This is a genomic window from Phocaeicola fibrisolvens (genome assembly GCF_025567125.1).
Lineage (GTDB): Bacteria > Bacteroidota > Bacteroidia > Bacteroidales > Bacteroidaceae > Phocaeicola > Phocaeicola fibrisolvens.
Genome location: NZ_JAOQJI010000092.1, coordinates 1 through 3,376 on the forward strand (window position 1 = coordinate 1; position 3,376 = coordinate 3,376).

Here is a 3,376-nt window from a genome sequence, read left to right on the forward strand (position 1 = left end):
TTTTTTTTTTTGCAGACACAAAAAAGCCGTCTCACTTCATTTTGAGACGGCCTCAGGTTGGCAAACCAGTAAGAGTAGGTACGTACCTCTCCTGTGTCGAGTTTGATATCATAGCTCTCCATGAAAGGCTCTCCCAGGCGGAAAGGAACCGGATATGAAAATATCGGACCGTCGTAGCAGAAGGTGTGGTATTCTCCGTTTTCTCCGTTGGGGTCGCAGCCGGAGGGAAGGGAAGCGATGAATTCGGCATCGAGGTTTTTTCCGATAGCTTTTTTTCCCAATCCGTCGTGCATGGTAGTGACAATGATCGTTTTCAGCCGGGTCTGAAGGAAATCATCCATCACCTCTACCGTATTTTTCCCCCACAAAGGTTCCACCACCTGAATCCCCATCGGCTCCAGTTGCCTTTTCCGGTATTGCATCACGTCGTACAGGAAAATATCCCCGAAGATAAAATGGGTAATCCCCATTGCTTTCAGCTCTTCTACGGCTTCGGTCATGGCCCGGTTATAGTCGTCCATGTCTCCCCGCGGACGGAGACCGATTATTTTCAGTGGAATACCGATGCTCCGGCTCTGTGCCTGCAGCAGTTCCATCGGGATACCGTGCATGGTAGAGCGTGTGGTTTCCTGATTGACAGTAGTGAGCAGGAAGAGTATTTCATATTCGTCCGACTGCATGATTTTCCACAAGGCATGTGCAGAGTCTTTTCCTCCGCTCCAGTTGAAGACAGCTTTTTTCTTTTGCATGGCTGATACGGTGATTGATGAATATGTATATAAAAAAACTTGCATGCAGGAATACTGCATGCAAGCAAAGAATAATTGGTTATTTGTTCAGGTCACTGCTCAGCAGGAAGCGTTTTATCGGGATGATTGCATCCAGAATTGTTCCGTTCACAGATGACAGCTTAATGTTCAGGGTAATGCCTCCCTGATCATCCTTTTCTATCGACTGGTATTCAATGATTACATCTTTGAAGTAAAGTGATTTTTCATTGTCATTGTACAACGAGTGTCTGTCTGAACCGTAAGTCAGTGAGGTACCGTTGATAGAGAATGAAAGATCCTTAATACGCTGGGGGAAGGTCTGTTTGATAAGGGCTTCTACATCTCCTCCTTTCTTAAGTGCATTACGGATGTAATCGGAATACTTTCCTCCGGTGATAATCAGTTCATTTTTCAGGTTGGTCAATGCTCTGAATCCGTTTACTGCTACATCAAAACTTGCAAGTTCCTGATGGCTGGGGCTCAGCAGTTTTACCGAATAGTTGATATAGTCTCCGGCCTCCTGTGAGGACTGGTATTCCACCTGGAAATCGTTACGTGCCGTAATGAACTGGCTGAACAGATATCCTCCGCTTCCGGTTTCTTCCGTATAATGCAATACGCCACTCTGGTAATACTTGCCTACCTCTTCCTGATTTACAATGATGAAAGTCTTGTAATATTCATTGTGGTCGAAAGGCAGATACAATTCCGGACTGGTGTAGTTTTTATACTTTACTTTCAAATATAATTTCTTTGCTCCGGATTCATATCTCAGTTCCGTGAGCGAAGTGTGCTGCATATCTTCCTCGGTATATGCATACGGTGTTCCGTCGTTGTCAGAAGAATGAATTGTCAGAAAACCTTTCAACTGTACGGCAAAGTTGTCTGTCTGGTGCTCGCGGTAAAAGGCATCGAAGTTGGCCTCATAGATATTTTTGCCTTCGGCAACCTGTATGCTGGCTCTTTGTGCCATATTGTAGTCAGACGGCTTGTCCGCCGGTTTTTCTTCATCTTTCTCCGGAGCAAAACCAGTGAATTCCAAGGTCTGCTCAAAATCCTTCTTGTGGTTTACGTTTCCGGTTACGACAAGCGTGAAAGTACCGAGCTTCGCATCCTGCTTTTGTACGCGTATCTCATCAATGAATACCTGTTTGTGGTTAATCTGTTTTTCTCCCTTGAACTGTTCCAGGCTGGCAAGTGCCACGGTAACCGTTTCGCTGGTATCGAAAATGAAAATACTTCTGAGTTCTTCCTGAGTGAGGGTATTGTCTTCCTCTCCGCCTCCCTGTTCCGGATCTTTTTTCTTGAATCCTTTGAAAGCCAGTGTCTCCTGAAAAGGAGTGCGGTTGACTGTTCCTGCCACTGTCAGATTGAAACTGCCCTGTAAGGCATCGATGTCTTCAGGAGTCAGCTGGCTGATGACAATGGTCTTTCCCTTTATCTGGTACGGCTTTTCTTTGTCGAATGAGTTGAGTGACTGCAGGTTCTCGTACACATCCTTTTGCGTGTCAAAACGGAACAGGGTGCGCAGTTCTTCCGGAGTGACCGAAGCGATTTCGTCTCCTGCCTTGTTCTTATGACATGCAGTAAACAGGACTGCTAAAAAGCAGAAAAAGGAAATTAATTTTACGATTTTCATACTGAGGTTTTATACTTAATAATTAAAAGATTCTTTTATTGTTTACAATAGTAATTGGGTAATGATAAGAGTTAAATAGGTATGTGATTTTTGAAAAAATAACAAATGAAAATTGCCTTTAGTTTATGAATCTTTCCTTATTTAACTTTTTTATTGGAACAGCACGTTTTTCCGTTGCTCAGAAAGGAGATGAATGGGGCCGTCACTTGCATTGCAAAGCCGGGGGTGAAGAGAGGACAGGGTTTCAAATTAGTTTGTCTGCCGGATTATACAAGGAGAGGATGAGATAATGGTTAAAAGAAAGAGGCTGTCTCAAAATAGAATTGCAAAAGTAAAAATCTTATAGATTAAAACCTAGAAGTAAAAAAAACTCCTGCTTTAGCCCTTGTTTATTGTAATTATAGGACTAAAAGCAGGAGATTTTTATGTTGTAGCTTATAGATTGTAAGTAACCCTATCTCTATTTTCTATTTTGAGACAGCCTCTTATTCAGAGAAAATTCCCAGTCTTTAATAGACCTTGATAGAAATCTTCGAATATCTTCAACATTTTCAAAGACAAGTTGAAAATTTTTAAAGGACATGTAAATACAGGCATTAGCAGTTCTCACAATACGGGGTTTGCTGAATGCTTACGTTGCAATAATATATAATTAAAAGTACAAAGTAATGGAAAATTCATTTGCTCAGATCAGCGAATTGTTCGCTCAGTTTTCAGAGAATGCCAAACTTCAGATTGAAAAAGGCAATAAGGCAGCAGGAATGCGTGCCCGTAAAGCGTCACTTGAACTTGAAAAGCTTCTGAAACAGTTCAGAAAAGAATCACTGGAAGCCTCCAAATGATTCCTTTCGGAATACGTACATACCAGGTATCAAGTAAAAGAGGGTGTGTCAAAAAGCATACCCTCTTTTTTTATGACAACGCCCCGACTTTCCCAAGCCGAGGCGTTGTTATTACCTAAAGATTT

The 3,376-nt window shown here is 42.3% G+C and carries 3 protein-coding genes; 1 reads left to right on the plus strand and 2 read right to left on the minus strand.

From position 1 onward, the window contains the following. Both OCV81_RS17525 and OCV81_RS17530 read right to left on the minus strand, forming a co-directional pair. Positions 1–749, minus strand: a 749-nt coding sequence (locus tag OCV81_RS17525) for an adenine nucleotide alpha hydrolase (protein ID WP_148331116.1), incomplete at its 3' end; no start/stop codon positions are given. Positions 750–828: 79 nt separating this feature from the next. Further along, the gene (locus OCV81_RS17530) at positions 829–2,409 is read right to left on the minus strand and encodes a lipoprotein 17-related variable surface protein (RefSeq protein ID WP_148331117.1); all 1,581 of its coding nucleotides are present in this window, start codon (positions 2,407–2,409) and stop codon (positions 829–831) included. 668 nt (positions 2,410–3,077) lie between these two features. Here OCV81_RS17530 and OCV81_RS17535 point away from each other — a divergent pair. After that, positions 3,078–3,251: a histone H1 gene (locus OCV81_RS17535; RefSeq protein ID WP_005807207.1), complete on the plus strand. Its 174-nt coding sequence runs from the start codon at positions 3,078–3,080 to the stop codon at positions 3,249–3,251. The last annotated feature ends 125 nt before the right edge of the window (positions 3,252–3,376 follow it).

Bases quoted from the DNA above. Each gene is read 5' to 3' on its own strand.
- OCV81_RS17535 (WP_005807207.1), top strand. From the start codon at position 3,078: ATGGAAAATTCATTTGCTCAGATCAGCGAATTGTTCGCTCAGTTTTCA.
- OCV81_RS17530 (WP_148331117.1), bottom strand. From the start codon at position 2,409: ATGAAAATCGTAAAATTAATTTCCTTTTTCTGCTTTTTAGCAGTCCTG.